Source organism: Massilia cellulosiltytica, assembly GCF_047325105.1.
GTDB classification, from domain to species: Bacteria; Pseudomonadota; Gammaproteobacteria; order Burkholderiales; family Burkholderiaceae_D; genus Telluria; species Telluria orientalis.
Genome location: NZ_CP168562.1, coordinates 4,825,175 through 4,839,851 on the forward strand (window position 1 = coordinate 4,825,175; position 14,677 = coordinate 4,839,851).

A 14,677-nucleotide genomic window follows, 5' to 3' on the forward strand; every position below is an offset into this window, starting at 1 on the left:
CCTTTCCGTTATGGTTGATTGGCGCCATTCTCTACCGCCGGCACGAGCACCGTCAGTGCGCCAGGCCGCATCCGGTAGCGTAACGGCGGGTGCATCTCCGTCACTTCGCCATCGGTCGCCACGAGCAGATGATGGCGGTGCGTGTCGATGTCGAACTCGGGCGCCGTCAGCACGTCGAAGTCGCGCTCCTGGCCGAGGCGGCCGAGCAGCGCGTCGCACGCGAAGCGCAGCAGGCCCAGGCGCGTGGGACGCTGGGCCACGTACAGGCTCAGCACGCCTTCGTCGAGACGCGCCCGCTCGCCGATCGCCAGGCCCTGCATCGTGTAGGCGTTGTTGCCGATGAAGACGAACGGCGTGCGCCGCGCCAGACGCTCGCCGTTGACGGTCAGGCGCATCGACAGGAACGGATAGCGGCGCAGCGCCGCGAACGCGGCCCAGGCGGCGGCCGTCCACTTGCCGCGGCCGAGGCGGCGCTGCTGTTTTTCGCGGTCGCGCACGATGTCCGGATACAGGCCGAGGCTGGAATTGTTCAGGAAGATGCGGCCGTTGACCTCGCCCACGTCGACTTGCACGGGCCGCCCCGTCGCGAGGTTGCGCACGGCCGCGCCGAGGTCGAGCGGAATGCCCAGGTCCTTGGCGAAGTGGTTGAGCGTGCCCAGCGGCAGCACGCCGAACGGCACGCCGGAATCGACCATCACGGAGGCCACGGCATTGATCGTGCCGTCGCCGCCGCCGGCCGCGACCAGGCGTGCGCCCTGCTCCAGCGCGCGCCGCGCCGCACCGATCATCTGGTCGCCGCCATCTGCCCGCACGAGCTCGGCGTCCAGGCCTGCGTCGGTTAGTTGCGTTCTCAGCGCATCGCACGCGGCCTCGTCGTGGCCGGTGCCGGCGCCCGCGTTGACGATCACGGTCACGGGCTTCATTGCAGGTCCTCCGCCGCAGCGGCGCGATGCGCGCGCTCGCTCCACGACGTTTGCCCCCGCGCCAGCCGGCGCCGGTGCAGGGTCGACACGGCCGTGATGCAGATCGCGAGCCAGGCCGCCCCCTCCGCCACCGCGGCCAGCACGTCGGACAGGTAGTGCACGCCCAGGTACATGCGCGACAGCGCGACGAGCATCACCATCAGGACGGCGCCGAGCGTGACCAGCGCGCGCACACGCCACGTCCGCACCCGGCGCACGACGTAGCACGCGAGCAGGCCGTAGAACACGGTGGCCGCCGCCGTGTGCCCGCTGGGGAAGCTGTACGTCATCAGGCTCAGCAGCGGGTCGTCGAAGCTGGGGCGGGTGCGCCGGAACACGTGCTTCAGCGCGACGTTCAGCAGCATGCCGCCCGGCACGGCGACGAGGCAGACGATCAGCCAGTAATGCGCATGGCGGCGCCAGAACCACAGCGCCAGCAGCGCGGCCATGATGCTCGATCCGACGATGCCGTTCCAGTGCGTGACGACCAGCATGGCGCGCGTGAAGCCTTGTGTGGCGCGCTCGTGGAACCAGTGCGCGAGCTGGATGTCGACGAGCGTGATGGTGTCGCCGGTGACGACGTCCTCGGCGATCTCGCCGAAGATCCACGCCGCCAGCACCAGCAGCGCGAGGCCGACGGTGAGGTGCAGGCCCATCTGCCCTTCGGGCGACAGGCGCGCGGCGATGAAGCGGCGCAAACGTGATGGCGCGGTGTTCAGCATACCGCTCCAGATGGGGCGTGTTGGCGGAAAAACCACACAAAAATGCAACAACTGTTTTTTTGTACAGTACCTGTAGATTTATACAGTAGTTGTGCTATTCTGTGCCTACTCGAGCAAGACAACTTGCCAACGCTAACGCAACCTAACTCGATAAAGGGAACGTCATGTCGACTCTGAACAGCTCTTTCGGCCTTGAATATGCTCCGACGCCTTTCCTCGTGCGCCTTGGTCGCCGCGAGATCCTGGTAACGCGCGACTTCCGCAAGCGCTTCTACCCGGTCAACCCGATCATCGAGTGCGATACCGGCGTCGAGCCGGGCCACGTGGAAGTGCTGCTGCTGCGCCGTTGGCTGCTGATTCTGTCCAAAGCGCATTGAATTCATAAGCATCATCGTGTTTACTCGTTTTCTTTCGCTGGCAGGCGCCTGCCCTACGGCGCTGCTGACAAACACTCACCGAAAGAAAACGATGTTCAATAAAAGATCGCGGCCGTTTTGCCGGGTTCACACGGCGCCCAGGCAGCGGATGTCACCCTGCCGAACGTGCCCTGCGACCCGACGTCCGAACTGTACCCGGACCTCAATGCCGCGTGCGCGCGCCAGTAAAGGTCGGGACGGGCGACAACGTGACGGCCAGGCAGTCGCATGGCGGCTCCGGCCCGTGATCGACGGACTGCTGGCCGACGTCGTCCCGCTCGCCCTCGCGTACGGTATCGATGCTATCAGCGAACGCGGCCTTATCGCGCACAACTGGCAGCAGCGACTGGAATCAGCCGGGCCGCAGGTGATCCTCGCGCCACCGGTCCGCGTTCGCGAGATCCGCGAGCGGCGACAGGATGGCAGGATCGAATGATGCCGGCGCCGCGCCGTGCCTGACGCGCTGCGGCCAGTCCGCCTGGGCGAGCGCGCCGCGGCCGAGCGAGACCACATCCGCCTCGCCGCGCTCGACCATGCCCCTGGCCTGCGCCGGATCGTGCAGCGAGCCGTTCGCCAGCACCGGTTTGCCGCCATGGCGCTTCGCCAGCGCTGCCAGGCTCGGGCCCGTCCCGAAGGCGGGCTGCCACGCTTCGTACTCGGTCACGTGCACGTAGTCGACGTCCAGTCCGCCGACCGTGCGGAAGATCGTGGCCGCCTCCTCTTCGCCGCGCCAGCGATGCGTAAAATCGTTCACCTTTGCCTGCGACAGGCGTACGCCGACGACGTAATCCGTCCCCACTGCGGCCCGCACCGCCTCGACCACTTCCACGAGCAGACGCAGCCTGCCTTCGATGCCGCCGCCGTAGCGGTCGCCACGCAGGTTGATGCCTTCCGACAGGAACTGGTCCAGCAAATACCCGTTCGCACCATGGATCTCGACGCCGTCGAACCCCGCCTCGCGCGCGCGCACGGCCGCCTGCGCGAAACCGGCTACGGCCGTGTCGATGTCGTCCTGCGTCATCGCGGCGGGCACGGCGTACGCGCCCGATCCCCGATAGAACGCCATCTGCCTGCCCTTCGGCTGCACGGCCGACGGGCCGACGGTCCCTGTCCGGTACGGATTCCCCTGCGACAGCGCGCCGGCATGCATCAGTTGCGCGATCACGCGGCCGCCGCGTGACCGCACGCCCGCGACGATGGGCCACCACGCCTCGCGTTGCGCCACGTTCGCGAGCCCCGGCTGGTGGAGATAGCCCTGCGCATACGCTTCGTCCGTGTACAGGCCTTCCGTGATCACGAGGCCGAAGCCGCCCTGCGCGAACTGCGCGTAATAGTCGGCCATGCGCGGCGTCGGCACGCCATCGGCCGTGGCGCTCACGCGCGTCATCGGCGCGACGGCCAGGCGGTTCGCTAGCGCCAGCGCACCGAGGGCCAGCGGTTCGAACAGGGTAGCGACGTGTCCGTTATCGCGCATCGCCGCCTCCCTGCTGGCGCACGGCCGCGATCGCCTCGATCTCGATCATCGCGCGCGGATCGTACAGGGCCTTGATTTCGGCGATCGTATCGGCCGGATACGGCGCCGAGAAAAATTGACGGCGCAGCGCGACGACGTCCTGGAAATGTCCCATGTCGGTCACGAAGATCGTCACCTTGATGACGTCACGCAGGCTCGACCCGCCCGCTTCGAGCGCCCGCTGCAGGTTGGCAAACGCCTGCTCCCCCTGGGCGATAAAACCGCCGTCGACGATGCGTCCGTCGTCGCCCGCGCCGGCCTGGCCGGAAATGAACAGCAGGTTGCCGAACCGGATGCCCTGCGACAGCAGATAGGGTTCATACGGGTCCGGCTGGGTGATGATGCGTTCAAGCATGTTTGGCTCCTCAAGTCGACAGGTCTGGAATAATCGCTGCCACGCACTCGCGCGACAAACGACGTTTCCTCAGGCATCAGATGACTTCAACTCACCCATTCAGCGAGCGGACGATGCGCCGCCTGCCCCCGCTCTCTTCCCTGCGCGCATTCGAGGCCGCGGCGCGCCACGGCAGTTTCAAGCGTGCCGCCGATGAGCTCGCCGTGACGCCGACGGCGATCAGCCACCGTATCCGCGCCCTCGAAGACGCCACCGGCCTGAAGCTGTTCGTGCGCCAGGTCCGGCAAGTCACCCTGACCGACGCGGGCGCGCAACTATATCCCGTGTTGCGCGAGGGGTTCGATGCGATCGAAGCGGTGCTGGCGCGGCTCACGCGGACGAACCGGCGCGAACGGGTCACGGTGTCCGCGACGCACGCCTTTACCGCGAAATGGCTGGTGCCACGGGTCGCCCGTTTTCACGCATTGCATCCGGACATCGACCTGCAACTGCACGCGTCCGACGAGACCGTCGACTTCGACGCGCACGGCATCGATATCGCCGTGCGCTACGGCAACGGGCCCTACCCCGGCCTGGCGACGGAGGTCATGTTCGCCGATACGTACGCGCCCGTCGTCAACCCGATGCTGGGCGTGCGTTCGGTTGCAGATCTGCAATCCGTGCCGCTCATCCATTTCGATTGGAAAAAAGCGTCCGCCGCCAATCCGACGTGGGACGCATGGTTCGCGCACACGGGACTGGATTGGCAGCCATCGCGCGGACAGCTTCGGTACTCGGACGAAGGCCATGCGATCCAGGCTGCGGTCGCCGGCCAGGGCGTCGCCTTGCTGAGCCTCGCCCTCGTGGCCGAAGAGCTCGCGGCGGGTTATCTCGTGCAACCGTTCGGGCCGGCCATCCCCGGCTACACGTACCACCTGGCGATGCGCGCCGACCCGCCGCCTGGCGCCGCCGCACTGGCGGTCGCCGACTGGCTGCGGCGCGAAGCCGAGGCTTGTAAATCCTGAACAAAGCGCCATCTTGTAAAAAATGACTTGAAATCCGCTGCGCGGCCACGATTGTCGTGTTCAGCAACGAACTCGTAATCCAACCTGAGCGAAGGAGCATTCATGTCAGTGCAATTACGCAAGATTAACGAGCAGGTGATGGTCATCACCGGCGCCACGAGCGGCATCGGCCTCACGACGGCGCGCATGGCCGCCGAGCAATGTGCCAAACTGGTACTCGCAGCCCGCAGCGCCGACGCGCTCGACCAGCTGGCGAGCGAACTGCGCCGCACCGGTACGCAAGTCGCGACGGTCGTGGCCGACGTCGGCAACCCGGCCGACGTGGAACGCATCGGCCAGGCCGCGATGGAGCGCTTCGGCCGCATCGACACCTGGGTCAACAACGCCGGCATCTCGATCTTCGGCCGCAACGAAGACGTCTCGCTGGAAGACATGCAGCGCCTGTTCGACACCAATTACTGGGGCGTCGTCCACGGCTCGCTGGAAGCCGTCAAGCACATGAAGACGCGCGGCGGCGGCGCCATCATCAACCTGGGCAGCGAATTATCCGACGTCTCGATCCCCCTGCAGGGTATCTACGCCGCGTCGAAGCACGCGGTGAAGGCATTCACGGATTCGCTGCGCGTCGAGCTCGACAAGGACAAGGCGCCGATCGCCGTCACGCTCATCAAACCGGCCGCGATCGACACGATGTTCGTCGCGCACGCGAAGAACTACATGGATAAGGAGCCGACCCTGCCGCCGCCTATCTACGCGCCGGAACTGGTCGCGAAATCCATCCTGTACGCGGCCCAGCATCCGAAGCGCGACGTGTTCGTCGGCGGCGCGGCGAAGGCCTTCTCCGTCGGCAATTTCGCGATGCCGTCCATGCTCGACCGCATGATGCGCGCGACGATGTTCAAGCAGCAGCAGACCGACATCCCCAGCGCCCCGAACCGCCGCGATGCCCTGCACGCCCCGAACCCGCAGCACGAACTGCGCGAACGCCAGGGCATGTCCGAACATGTCGTCGAGACGTGCCCGTACACCGCGCTGTCGCTGCGCAAGGGCAAGGTGGTCGGCGTGCTGCTGGGCGCCGGCGCGCTGTTCGCCGCATGGAAGCTGGCGGGCCATCCGGCCGCCCGCACCTGGTCTTCGAACCGTCTGCGCCAGGCATTGTGAGGAGGCATCATGTCGATCAAACTCAAAACACTGAATGAACAAGTCATGGTGATCACGGGCGCGACGAGCGGCATCGGCCTGGCCACCGCCCGCATGGCGGCCGAAGGCGGCGCCCATCTCGTGCTGGCCGCGCGCGACGGCGATGCCCTCGACGCCCTCGCCCACGAAATGCGCCAGCGCGGCGTGGAAGTGGCGACCGTCACGGCGGACGTCGGCAACCCGGCGGACGTCGCCCGCATCGGCCAGGTGGCGATGGAGCGCTTCGGCCGCGTCGACACGTGGGTCAACAACGCCGGCATCAGCGTCTACGGCCGGAACGAGGACGTTGCGCTGGAAGACATGCGCAAGGTCATGCAGACGAATTTCTGGGGCGTCGTGCACGGCTCGCTGGAAGCCGTCAAGCTCATGAAAGGCCGCGGCGGCGGCGCCCTCATCAACCTGGGCAGCGAAGTGTCGGACCGCTCGGTGCCGCTGCAGGGCACCTATTCCGCCTCTAAGCACGCGATCAAGGGCTTCACGGAATCGCTGCGCATGGAGCTGGACAAGGAAGACGCGGGCATCTCGCTCACGGTGGTCAAGCCGGCCGCGATCGCGACGCCGTTCCCGAACCACGCCAAGAGCTACATGGAACACGAGCCCGACCTGCCGCCGCCGAACTATGCGCCGGAACTGGTGGCGCAGGCCATCGTGCACGCGGCCCAGGTGCCCGAGCGCGACCTGTACGTGGGCGGCCACGCCAAGTTGACGTCGGTGGCGGGCTACCTGATGCCGCGCGCGCTGGACCGTTTCATGAGCCGCACAATGTTCAGCCAGCAGCAATCCGAGCATCCGAACTCGAGCGCCCGCCGCGACAGCCTGTACGCACCGGTCGCGGAGCAGGAACTCCGGCAGCGCAACAGCGGCGAGCGTCGCGTCGTCGAGCGGAGCCCGTACACGTCGTTCGAGATGCGGTCGGCGTCCACGAAGACCGTGCTGCTCGGCGGGGCGCTGCTGGCGGCGTGGGCGTTGACGCGCAGGCCGTGGGAGCGCCGCGCGTGGCCTGCCTGACGGCGAGCGTCGCGTAATGAAAAGGGCCGGAACACCGGCCCTTTTCGTTTGGTCTGCCGCGCTTATTTGCCCGGCGCGGGCCCCTTCGGCGGCTCGCTGCCGAGGAAGTCGACATCCTCGTCCGTCAGCGGCAGATTCGGAATCGATTCGATATGGTCGGTGTCGATGTCTGCGCCGTCCCGCGCAAGAATGTCGCGGCCCGCGGCCGCCCGTTCGCCCGTGCCGCCGAAGTCGCTGTCGCTTTCGAAGTTCGGGTCGCCCAGGTCGGCGCCCGCGCTGTCGTGGGCGTAGCTCGCTTCGTTGTCGGACGTCGTGCCGGTGTCCAGGTCCAGCTTCTGGTCGTCGTCCAGGTTCGCGGCGAAGCCGGGACCGCCGACGACGTCGCTGCCCGTGTCCGAAATATCGCTCGGGCCGAGCGAATCGACGCCGTGGCCCTTGCCCAGGCTGCGGTCGGGTGCTTCCGGAAAGTTATCCGGATCAAGTGTGCTCGTGCCAGTCATGTTGCCTCCAAAATAATGCAAAAATCATGAGGACAGGCTACCTGCTTTTGTCGCGCGACGGCGCAACGCAGGGCAGCCTCGGTGGGAACGCTAGAACGCGTGGCGCATGCCGACGTTCACGGCCGAGCTGCCGCTCGGGCGGGCCGCGCCGCCGATCAGGATGCCGGTGCCGTTCGTGTTGACGGTGCGCGAGAACGCGGCGTAGAAGTCGGTGCTGCGCGAGACGACGTAGCTGGCGCCGATCGCGAACTGGTTGGCGTCGCGGTTGGCCAGGTCGCGGTCGTTCTTGTGGATGAACGAGGCGAGGAAGGTCGTCGAGCGCGTCATGGGGACGGCCACGCCGACGAGGGTGTCGCGGCTGTCCGTCGACGACGTGCTCGCCACGCCCGCGCCGTACGGATTGTCGGGGTTGTACAGCGGCGAGCTGCCCCAGCCGCGGTTGGCGGAATACGCGGCATACGCGGTGCCCCAGCGCGTGTGCAGGTTGGCCGCGATCAGGGAATTCTTGGCATCCATATTGCTGCCGGCCAAATCGTACAAATGGACCTGGGCCACATGCCGGTTCTGGTGCGCCGCCCGCAGCGACACCGGGCCGTAGTCGAAACCGATCGTCATGCCCCAGGCGCGGTCGGCCATGGGATCGCCGCCGAGCGTGTCGATGGTGTACGACGCGCCCGTGCTCAGGTGCTTGAATTGGGTGTTGTAGTAGCGCACGCCGCTGTCGACGGGCATGCCGCTTTGCGTGACGAGATTGCTGGCCTTGCCGGCCGTGCCGGCGTGGAAGGGGTCGCCGACGTCCGGGCGCGCGAGGTATTCGAAGTTGTACTGGTGACCCAGCGTGAAACCACCGATGCCGGGGCGCACGCCAATGTCGTCGAGACGGCCGTACGTGCGGCGCGGCTGCGCGTGCCAGGCGCCGCCGCTGCTCCGGCTCGGCTGCCCCGTGAAGACGGCGATATCGTGGCCGCCCGGCGGTTCGCCGACGTAGTCCAGTCCCGAGCGCTTGCCGGTGGCGGCAGCGCTTCCCGAATCCTGTGCGCATGCCAGCGACGTACATCCGCCCAGCAATACGCACGCAACGAAACCCTTGTTCATGGCGTGTCCCTCTCTACGCCTTAACATTAGCTGTTACACCGCAGTCCTATCTGTCCAATATCGCACAAATCCACTCTCATCTTATCTCGTGATGTTGTCAGCATATTCTGACATCTGCATGTCGGCAAGATGACAGCGTGGGAATTCCGCTTTAGAATCGCTTCGGCAGGATTTGTAATTAAACTACAGGAAAATGAGAACGATGAGACAGCTACGCCGTACCCTGACTACACTTTCCCTGGCGTTATGCGCGGCCCTGCCCGCGGTCGCCGCGACGGAGGCGGTGCCGATGCCGCATGTGAGCTGGTCGCGCAACGCCAATATCTACGAAGTGAACATCCGGCAATACACGCCCGAGGGCACGTTCAAGGCGTTTGCGCAACACCTGCCCCGCCTGAAAAAAATGGGCGTGGACATCCTGTGGCTGATGCCGGTCCAGCCGATCGGCGAAAAGAACCGCAAGGGCACGCTGGGCAGCTACTACGCCGTGCGCGACTACACGGCCGTCAACCCGGAATTCGGCACGCTCGACGACCTCAAGGCACTGGTGAAGCAGGCGCACGGCCTGGGCATGCACGTGATCATCGACTGGGTCGCGAACCACACCGCGTTCGACAACCCGTGGACGCAGGAACACAGCGACTGGTATCTCAAGAATGACAAGGGCGAGATCTATCCCGTCACCTACACGGACGGCGCCGAGCCCGAGTACTGGACCGACGTGACGGGCCTCGACTGGACCAAGCCCGGCCTGTGGAAAGGCATGACGGACGCGATGCTGTACTGGGTGCGCGAAGCCGACATCGACGGCTTCCGCTGCGACGTCGCCGGCAAGGTGCCGACGCCGTTCTGGAACCAGGCTAGAGCCGAGCTCGACCGCGTCAAACCCGTGTTCATGCTGGCCGAGGCCGACAAGCCCGACCTGCACGAGCACGCCTTCGACATGACCTACGGCTGGGACACGAAAGACTTGTTCAAGGCCATTGCGAAAGGCAAGGCGGACGCGCGCACGCTGGCAAACTTCCTCGAGCACCCGCCGAAAGCGTTCCCGCCGGGCGCGTATCGGATGCGCTTCACGAGCAACCACGACGAGAATTCCTGGGCCGGCAGCGACGTCGAGCTGTACGGGCCGGCCTTCAAGGCGATGGCCGTGCTGGCCGCGACCTTGCCCGGCATGCCGCTGATCTATGGCGGCCAGGAAGCCGGGCTCGACAAGCGTATCGAATTCTTCGAAAAGGATCCGATCCAGTGGAAGGATTACGCCTACGCGCTCTTCTACACGAAGCTGCTCGCGCTCAAGCACGCCAATCCGGCGCTGTGGAACGGCCAGTACGGCGGTCCCGTGCAGGTGCTGCAGACGGGTAACGACAAGGTGTTCGCATTCCGCCGTGCGTTGAAAGGCAACAGCGTGCAGGTGACGGTCAACGTGTCGAACGACGCGCAGCGTTTCAGCCTGCCGGGAGGCAAGCAGCAGACTCTGGCGGCGTGGGATTACCGCATCGACGCGCGCGGCAAGTAAAAGCGACTCAGCGGCGCAGCGCGGTGAAGCCTTCCGGCTCCCACTCGCGCAGCGCCAGCAACAGCCCGCTGCCCCGCCGCTTGGGCAGCGGCGACGCGAGACTTTCCTCGTGCAGCTCGGCAAAGCGCGCACGCAGCCGGCGCAGCTCCACCTGCATGCACGCGAGCGCGCTTTCCGTCAGCATCCCGTGCGTGAAGGCGAGCGTCTCGTCGGCGCGGTCGAAGCGGCCGTCGAGAAAATCGGCCAGTCCCTGCGTGCGGAAGTACTGGCGGATGGGACCGTCGGGCAGCCAGTCGAAATCGCGCGCGACGTTCAGGCGGATGCGGTTGCCGGGCATCAGCGCGATCAGGTGCAGGCGGTCGAGGTGCAGCAGTTTTTGCAGGCACTCGGCTTCCGTGAGGCGGTAGACAGCAAGGATGTCCGCCAGCGTCCAGTGATTCAGTGCGCACGCGGCCACGAGCAGCAGCTTCGTGTCCGACACGAGTTCCTTTTCCTGTTCCGCGTTCAAGGTGTGCAGACGGGTGCCGGAGAGCGCGGCCTCCTGCGCGAGCTCGGCCAGCGTAAAGCCCAGCAGGTTGCTGATCTCGACGAGGCGGTCGACACCGAGCGTGTCCGACGTCAGCAGCCGCTTGACGCTCGCCTCCGACAGGCCCAGCGCACCGGCCACGTCGCGATACGTCTTACCTTGCAGCTTCAGTTGGCGCTTGATCGTGCTGATGATTTGCGTGACTTCGGACATGGTCGCGGATTCCGATACGAAGGTCTAGAGGATGGCCTCGGATTCCTGAGATCGTAGCATGTCCGACCTTGCGGCAACAATTCCTTCATGACAAGATGGCCGGCTGGCCAGCACAACATGAAAGGGACACGATGAATCACGCCGACTACCTGGCCCACGACGCCACCGCTCTCGCCGCCCGCGTGGCCGCCGGCGACGTCAGCCCCGCAGCACTGCTCGACCTCGCCCTCGCGCAACACGCGCGCGTGCATGGCCGCGTGAACGCCGTCGTGCGGCTGATGGAGCGCGAGGCGCGGGCCCGGGTCGCGGGACCACTGACCGGTCCGCTGGCGGGCGTCCCCTTCCTCATCAAGGACGGCGTGCAGGACTACGCGGGCATCCCGACGACCTACGGCAGCCACAGCATGACCAACAACGTGCCGGCGCGCCACGCCCACGTCGTGCAGCGCTACCTCGACGCGGGCCTCGTCATCTTCGGCAAGACGAATCTGCCGGAATTCGCGACGCGCGGCGTCACCGATCCGGTGCTGTACGGCCGCACGAACAACCCGTGGGACCTGGCGCGCACCCGGGCGGATCGAGCGGCGGCGCGGCGGCGGCGGTCGCGGCCGGCATCGTGCCGATGGCGGCCGGCAACGATGGCGGCGGGTCGCTGCGCATCCCTGCCGCGTGCTGCGGGCTGTTCACGCTGCGGCCGTCGCGCGGGCGGGTGTCGTCCGGGCCCGGCATTGGCGAAGTCTGGTTCGGCGCGTCCAGCGAAGGCGTGATTTCGCGCAGCGTGCGCGATGCCGCGCTCGCGCTCGACGTGCTGCAGGGTGCGGAGCCGGGCGATCCGTTCGTCATTGCGCCGCCGGCCGCGCCCTACGTCGAGCTGATGCGGCGCGATCCGGGCCGGCTGCGCATCGGGTTTTCGACGGTGTCGCCGATAGGCACGGAGGTGCATCCGGAGGCGGTGCGGGCTGTCGCGCGGACGGCCGAGTTGTTGGCGCGCCTGGACCATGAGGTCGAGGAAGCGGCGCCTGCTATCGATGGCGCAGCGCTCGCGAAAAGTTATTTGCACGTGTACTTCGGGCAGATCCCGGCGGCCGTACGACGCGCGCAAGCGCTGGGGGCGCGGCGCGATGACGTGGAACTGATGAACCGGATTCTCGTGACGCTGGGCGATAGCGTGTCGGCGACGCGGCTGACCACCGAACTGAATCGCTGGAACGAGTTTTCGCGTGCGGTGGGGGATTACTTCGGGCGCTACGACCTGTTCCTGACGCCGACACTGGCGCATCCGCCGATCAAGCATGGGACCGGGGATCCGTCGGCGGCGGAGCAGCGCGTGCTGGGGTTCCTGCACGGAACGGGCATCCTCGGTGTGCTGGCGCGGCTTGGGTTGCTTGACAGGACGGTCGACAAGATTGCGACCGACAACCTGCGTTATGTGCCTTTTACCCAGTTGTCGAACCTGACCGGGACGCCGGCGATGAGCGTGCCGTTGCACTGGACGGCGGATGGGTTGCCGCTCGGGGTGCAGTTCATGGGGCCGTTCGGGAGCGAGGAGCGGTTGTTGCAGGTGGCAAGGCAGTTGGAGGACGTACAGCCGTGGTTTTCCAGGATGGCTGGCCTGGCGCGCGAATAACGACAATTCGCTCGGCAATAATCGGTGAATTTTGCCGGTAATTTCGACAGTAAAATCAATGCCATTGCCCTCACGCCAACGGACGCTTGCCAATGGAAGACACCGAAGAGTTATTACGCTCAGGCGCCAGCGACCGTGGTGGCGGATCGCGACAATGGCAACTTTATCTGCTTGAGCTGGAGAACAATAATCTCTACGTCGGCATCACCCGAAACGTCACCCAACGCTTCGAACAGCATCGCGCCGGAATGGGGTCGCAATGGACCTCGCGACACAAGCCATTGCGGATACTACGGCACGTCGATACCGGTTTGACCTCCGAAAGCGAGGCGGCACGTATTGAGGATGCGTTGACCGTGCAGACCATGGAGTTATTCGGCAGACATCGCGTGCGCGGTGGACAGTACTGCATGCTTGACCAGGCCGACGTGGACGCCGCATTGGTGCGCCAGGGTCATTGGGAACGCGTCGAACGCGCCACCCTGGCCAGCCGGAGCTTCGATCTGCAGGACAGTTGGGACAGCGCGCTCGAACATGTTGTGGCGATGGCCTTGAAGTATTACGCATCGCCGGGCGCCGATACTCGCGACGTCTTGTTCTCAGCCTTGTACACGCTGACGCGATACCGGTTCTGGCATCACGATTTCGACGCCGCCCTGGATAGCGCATATTGGGACCGCGCCGGTATTTTGCCCGTACTGCTCAGTTTTCGCGACGATCGACCGGTGGCGTCGCAATGCAAGGATGCGTACAGCGTGTTGGCAGCGGCAATGACACGCACTCGCCGGAATGGTCCTCAGTTCCATCATCTTTTTCTTCATGGATGGACTGCCTTTGCCCCCTCCGCAACGGACGCACAACATGCACGGATTACGCAATGGATGGACGCGTTACTTGTCGAGCCCGATCGCAGATACGATGAATTTACCGCGATCCTGCTGCCGCGCATGCGTTACTTGCTGCGCCAATAGCCGACCGAATTCTTGGCGCCGGACTGTCTCCCAGATGAGAGCCCTGTACATCATGTACCCGGCACATAGCCCAAGAGATCGTGTCTGATCGCGCCATTTCAGCGGCGACTTGAAAATCCTTACGCATTCTGGATCGTCTGTCCCCCATCATCCAGAGCGGGATCCACGCGTTCAGGCGCTCACTCGATGGATCAGGGAATGCGATTAAAAATTTCCCTCTTCTGCCGCGTAGTCGCCATGCACTGCAAGCGCATAAAGCTCAGCGACACGCTGGACGGAAATGCCTTCGCGCTGTTCGACTGCCAGCGGATGGTCGGTCGGCTCCAGTTCGATGAACGGCCGGATGAAGCCATCCCTGAGACAAACACTGGTCTTCAGGTTGACCGTGTCCGGATACGGGCCAAGTGCCGCATTCAGCCAGCCGAAGAAGGGGCCGATATGCGACCGCTTTTCGGACTCATAACTTTCCAGCCATTGTCTGAAACTTTGCTCGCTGAGCGAAACCCAGACGCCCCAGGAGAACGGTTCTTGCTCGCCATGGACTGGAATCTCCAGACAGCCGCGGACGAAGTAGTAGGTGTCATCGATGATGCACGCATCCGAATCCAGCTGGCACCGTGTTTCGCGTTCGTCTTCCGGCACGGTGTAATAGCTCAGCGGCGCGGCGGCGTCGAGCGCGGGCATGCCGTGGTGGGTTTGGCCGCAGGCGGTGCAATGGAATTCGAATGACATTGGTTGTGGTCTTCTGTCGTTTTGGTGGCTGTTGCGGCGTTCTTGCTGTTGGTATGCGCCTGCGGCGCGCTGTCCGCGTTGCGGACAGCAAATGGGCGATTCGGGAGGGATGGCCCTGCAGGGCCATGCCCTTCGAATCTCACACGCGAGGCGCGCAGGCACCTCGCTCGCTTCCGCCAGGAAACAAAAAAAACCGCCATTCGGGCGGTTTCTTTTGTTTCCTGGCGGAAGCGGTGAGATTCGAACTCACGAACGGGTTCCCCCGTCGGCAGTTTTCAAGACTGCTGCCTTCAACCACTCGGCCACGCTTCCTG

The 14,677-nt window shown here is 65.4% G+C and carries 14 protein-coding genes, 1 tRNA gene and 2 pseudogenes; 8 read left to right on the plus strand and 9 right to left on the minus strand.

Annotation, left to right across the window (positions count from 1 at the left end):
- Window positions 1-8: 8 nt before the first annotated feature.
- A complete protein-coding gene (locus ACEN9H_RS21050) occupies window positions 9-923 on the minus strand; it encodes a diacylglycerol/lipid kinase family protein (protein WP_413671950.1) in 915 nt (304 codons plus the stop codon).
- Window positions 920-1,684, minus strand: coding sequence for a phosphatase PAP2 family protein (locus ACEN9H_RS21055; protein ID WP_413671951.1), 765 nt, complete (start codon window positions 1,682-1,684; stop codon window positions 920-922). Before ACEN9H_RS21055 ends, ACEN9H_RS21050 begins: the two co-directional genes overlap by 4 nt.
- 164 nt (window positions 1,685-1,848) lie before the next feature.
- On the opposite strand from ACEN9H_RS21055, the gene ACEN9H_RS21060 reads away from it, so the two are divergent.
- Window positions 1,849-2,061, plus strand: coding sequence for a hypothetical protein (locus tag ACEN9H_RS21060; protein WP_160408475.1), 213 nt, complete (start codon window positions 1,849-1,851; stop codon window positions 2,059-2,061).
- 105 nt (window positions 2,062-2,166) lie between these two features.
- Window positions 2,167-2,449: pseudogene (locus tag ACEN9H_RS21065) on the plus strand (sulfate transporter subunit); the annotation flags it as partial.
- Between the two features lie 3 nt (window positions 2,450-2,452).
- Here the strand turns inward: ACEN9H_RS21065 and ACEN9H_RS21070 are convergent.
- Both ACEN9H_RS21070 and ACEN9H_RS21075 read right to left on the minus strand, forming a co-directional pair.
- Window positions 2,453-3,574, minus strand: a complete 1,122-nt coding sequence (locus ACEN9H_RS21070; protein ID WP_413671952.1) for an NADH:flavin oxidoreductase — start codon at window positions 3,572-3,574, stop codon at window positions 2,453-2,455.
- Complete coding sequence (locus ACEN9H_RS21075) at window positions 3,564-3,968, minus strand: RidA family protein (protein WP_413671953.1); 405 nt, start codon at window positions 3,966-3,968, stop codon at window positions 3,564-3,566. Before ACEN9H_RS21075 ends, ACEN9H_RS21070 begins: the two co-directional genes overlap by 11 nt.
- A 113-nt stretch (window positions 3,969-4,081) precedes the next feature.
- On the opposite strand from ACEN9H_RS21075, the gene ACEN9H_RS21080 reads away from it, so the two are divergent.
- The 3 genes from ACEN9H_RS21080 (at window position 4,082) to ACEN9H_RS21090 (ending at window position 7,180) form a co-directional block, all read left to right on the plus strand.
- Window positions 4,082-4,972: a LysR substrate-binding domain-containing protein gene (locus ACEN9H_RS21080; RefSeq protein WP_413671954.1), complete on the plus strand. Its 891-nt coding sequence runs from the start codon at window positions 4,082-4,084 to the stop codon at window positions 4,970-4,972.
- Between the two features lie 102 nt (window positions 4,973-5,074).
- Window positions 5,075-6,133 carry an SDR family oxidoreductase gene (locus ACEN9H_RS21085; protein WP_413671955.1) on the plus strand — a complete coding sequence of 353 codons (1,059 nt, stop codon included), beginning with the start codon at window positions 5,075-5,077 and terminating at the stop codon, window positions 6,131-6,133.
- 9 nt (window positions 6,134-6,142) lie between these two features.
- Complete coding sequence (locus ACEN9H_RS21090) at window positions 6,143-7,180, plus strand: SDR family oxidoreductase (protein WP_413671956.1); 1,038 nt, start codon at window positions 6,143-6,145, stop codon at window positions 7,178-7,180.
- A 62-nt stretch (window positions 7,181-7,242) separates the two neighbouring features.
- Here ACEN9H_RS21090 and ACEN9H_RS21095 read toward each other — a convergent pair whose 3' ends face one another.
- Window positions 7,243-7,680, minus strand: a complete 438-nt coding sequence (locus ACEN9H_RS21095; RefSeq protein WP_056127405.1) for a hypothetical protein — start codon at window positions 7,678-7,680, stop codon at window positions 7,243-7,245.
- A gap of 90 nt (window positions 7,681-7,770) precedes the next feature.
- Window positions 7,771-8,775 (minus strand): porin, encoded by a 1,005-nt coding sequence (locus tag ACEN9H_RS21100; RefSeq protein ID WP_413671957.1) that lies wholly within the window; start codon window positions 8,773-8,775, stop codon window positions 7,771-7,773.
- A gap of 202 nt (window positions 8,776-8,977) precedes the next feature.
- Between ACEN9H_RS21100 and ACEN9H_RS21105 the strand changes: the two genes are divergently transcribed.
- Complete coding sequence (locus ACEN9H_RS21105) at window positions 8,978-10,294, plus strand: alpha-amylase family glycosyl hydrolase (protein ID WP_413671958.1); 1,317 nt, start codon at window positions 8,978-8,980, stop codon at window positions 10,292-10,294.
- 7 nt (window positions 10,295-10,301) lie between these two features.
- Here ACEN9H_RS21105 and ACEN9H_RS21110 read toward each other — a convergent pair whose 3' ends face one another.
- Window positions 10,302-11,033 carry a helix-turn-helix domain-containing protein gene (locus tag ACEN9H_RS21110; protein ID WP_413671959.1) on the minus strand — a complete coding sequence of 244 codons (732 nt, stop codon included), beginning with the start codon at window positions 11,031-11,033 and terminating at the stop codon, window positions 10,302-10,304.
- A 278-nt stretch (window positions 11,034-11,311) separates the two neighbouring features.
- On the opposite strand from ACEN9H_RS21110, the pseudogene ACEN9H_RS21115 reads away from it, so the two are divergent.
- Both ACEN9H_RS21115 and ACEN9H_RS21120 read left to right on the plus strand, forming a co-directional pair.
- A pseudogene (locus tag ACEN9H_RS21115) lies at window positions 11,312-12,660 on the plus strand (amidase).
- Between the two features lie 92 nt (window positions 12,661-12,752).
- Window positions 12,753-13,631 (plus strand): GIY-YIG nuclease family protein, encoded by an 879-nt coding sequence (locus ACEN9H_RS21120; protein ID WP_413671960.1) that lies wholly within the window; start codon window positions 12,753-12,755, stop codon window positions 13,629-13,631.
- Between the two features lie 204 nt (window positions 13,632-13,835).
- On the opposite strand, the gene ACEN9H_RS21125 is transcribed toward ACEN9H_RS21120, so the two are convergent.
- Window positions 13,836-14,363 (minus strand): DUF2199 domain-containing protein, encoded by a 528-nt coding sequence (locus ACEN9H_RS21125; protein WP_413671961.1) that lies wholly within the window; start codon window positions 14,361-14,363, stop codon window positions 13,836-13,838.
- A 222-nt stretch (window positions 14,364-14,585) separates the two neighbouring features.
- Window positions 14,586-14,675: transfer RNA gene (locus ACEN9H_RS21130), tRNA-Ser, on the minus strand.
- Window positions 14,676-14,677: the final 2 nt, after the last annotated feature.